This window comes from Oceanicola sp. S124 (assembly GCF_000220565.1).
In the GTDB taxonomy this organism is placed as follows: Bacteria; Pseudomonadota; Alphaproteobacteria; order Rhodobacterales; family Rhodobacteraceae; genus Pseudooceanicola.
Genome location: NZ_AFPM01000098.1, coordinates 1 through 2,221 on the forward strand (window position 1 = coordinate 1; position 2,221 = coordinate 2,221).

Annotated in this window: 1 protein-coding gene and 1 pseudogene; both read left to right on the forward strand. The window is 68.0% G+C overall.

Going from position 1 to position 2,221, the window contains the following annotated elements; all coding sequences use genetic code 11:
• A pseudogene (locus OS124_RS23980) lies at positions 1-326 on the forward strand (malate synthase A); the annotation flags it as partial.
• Positions 327-437: 111 nt separating this feature from the next.
• A complete protein-coding gene (locus OS124_RS0107345) occupies positions 438-2,048 on the forward strand; it encodes an isocitrate lyase (protein WP_010138820.1) in 1,611 nt (536 codons plus the stop codon).
• Positions 2,049-2,221: the final 173 nt, after the last annotated feature.

Below are 2,221 nucleotides of genomic sequence, written 5' to 3' on the forward strand. Positions count from 1 at the left end.
TCTCCGGGCGCGGCGCCGTGCCGATCAACAACCTGATGGAGGATGCCGCCACTGCCGAGATCGCCCGCGCGCAGATCTGGCAGTGGATCCGCCACCGCTCGGAGGTCGAGCTGGCCGCCGGGGGCAGCCGCCTGATGGACGGCGACTGGCTGGCCCAGCTGATCCAGGACGAGATCGAGGCGATCCTCGGCCGCATCGGCGCCACCGGCTTCCACCGTGGCCGCTATGCCTCGGCGGCGCGGATCGTGCAGGAGGCGGCGACGGCCCGCGACCTGCCCGACTTCATCACCACCCCCGCCTATGCGGTGCTGAACGCGCTGGACTGACGCCAGCCAGCCAACGGCGTGCCCGGCCGCCCGCCCCGACAGGGGGCGGAACCGCCGGGCAGCCACAATCCCATCGAGACCTCTGGACAGATGACTGAAAGGACCAGGACCATGACCACCCGCAAGAGCTATTCCGCGCTGCGTGCCGAGCTGCTGACCCGCTACCCCTCGGGGCAGACCTCGAACGGCATCTCCGTCGACGACATCGTGCAGCTGAAGATCCAGAACACCTACGACACCCACCTCGACATCGCCCGCGAGATGGCTGGCGTGATGCGCGCCGACATGGAAGCCTACGACGCCGACCCCACCCGCTTCACCCAGTCCCTGGGCTGCTGGTCGGGCTTCCACGCGCAGCAGATGATCAAGTCGGTCAAGCGGATGCGCGGCACGGCGCGGGGCACCTATGTCTACCTCTCGGGCTGGATGGTTGCCGGCCTGCGCAACCGCTGGGGCCATCTGCCCGACCAGTCGATGCACGAGAAGACCGCCGTCGCCGACCTGATCGAAGAGATCTACACCTCGCTGCGCCAGGCCGATGAGGTCGCCCTCAACGACCTGTTCCAGGAACTGAACGCCGCCCCCGACGAGGCCAGCCGCGCCGCGGTCATCGCCAGGATCGACTCTTTCGAGTCCCATGTCGTGCCGATCATCGCCGACATCGACGCGGGCTTCGGCAACGAACACGCCACCTACCTGCTGGCGAAAGAGCTGATCAAGGCGGGCGCCTGCTGCCTGCAGATCGAGAACCAGGTCTCGGACGCCAAGCAGTGCGGCCACCAGGATGGCAAGGTCACCGTCCCGCGCGAGGACTTCATCGAGAAGCTGCGCGCTTGCCGCCTGGCCTTCGAAGAACTCGGCGTCGATGACGGCGTGATCGTCGCGCGCACCGACAGCCTGGGGGCCGGCCTGACCCAGAAGGTGCCGGTCAGCGCCGCCCCCGGCGACCTTGCGTCGGACTACATCAAGTGGCTGGACACCGAGGAGATCTCCGAAGCCAACCCGATCCGCGACGGCGAACTGGCGCTCTACCAGGACGGCAGCTTCGTCAAGCCGCGCCGCCTGGCGAACGGGCTGTTCCCGTTCAAGGCCGGCACCGGGCGCGCCCGGGTGATCGAGGATTGCATCGCCTCGCTGACCCAGGGCGGCGCCGACCTGCTGTGGATCGAGACCGACACCCCCAATGTCGACGAGATCGCCGGCATGGTGAACGAGGTCCGCGCCGTGGTTCCGAATGCCAAGCTGACCTACAACAACTCGCCCAGCTTCAACTGGACGCTGAACCTGCGCAAGCAGGTCCGCAGCCAGTGGCTGGCCGAGGGTCGCATCGCCGAGGCCGACTACCCCGAGGGCAACGAGCTGATGCGCCCCGACTATGATGCCACCGAGCTGGGACAGGAGGCCGATGCCCGCCTGCAGAACTTCCAGCACGACATCTCGACCCGTGCGGGCGTGTTCCACAACCTGATCACCCTGCCGACCTTCCACCTGACCGCCAAGTCGGTGGACGAGCTGAGCCGTGGCTACTTCGGCGAGGACAAGATGCTGGCCTACGTCAAGACAGTGCAGCGCGAAGAGATCCGCCGTGGCATCTCGGCGGTCAAGCACCAGCACGAGGTCGGCTCGGACCTGGGCGACACCTTCAAGGAGATGGTTGGCGGCGAGCGCGCGCTGAAGGCGGGTGGCCATGCCAACACGATGAACCAGTTCGCGGCCGAGTAATCGCCCGGACCCGCGCAGCAGGCGTTCCCTCGCTTCAGGCACCGCCCCTTACCGGGGGCGGTGTTTCCCTTTCCCGGGTGGCGCCGTCCCCCGGCGGCGCCCGTCCGGGATCGTCCGCGCTACCAGGGAGAGATGGACGCGGGTGCCCGGGCGAGCTGTCGATGCGCAGCTCC

What these genes read in the sequence shown, in the direction of transcription:
- OS124_RS0107345 (WP_010138820.1), top strand. Translation starts at nt 438, where the DNA reads ATGACCACCCGCAAGAGCTATTCCGCGCTGCGTGCCGAGCTGCTGACC.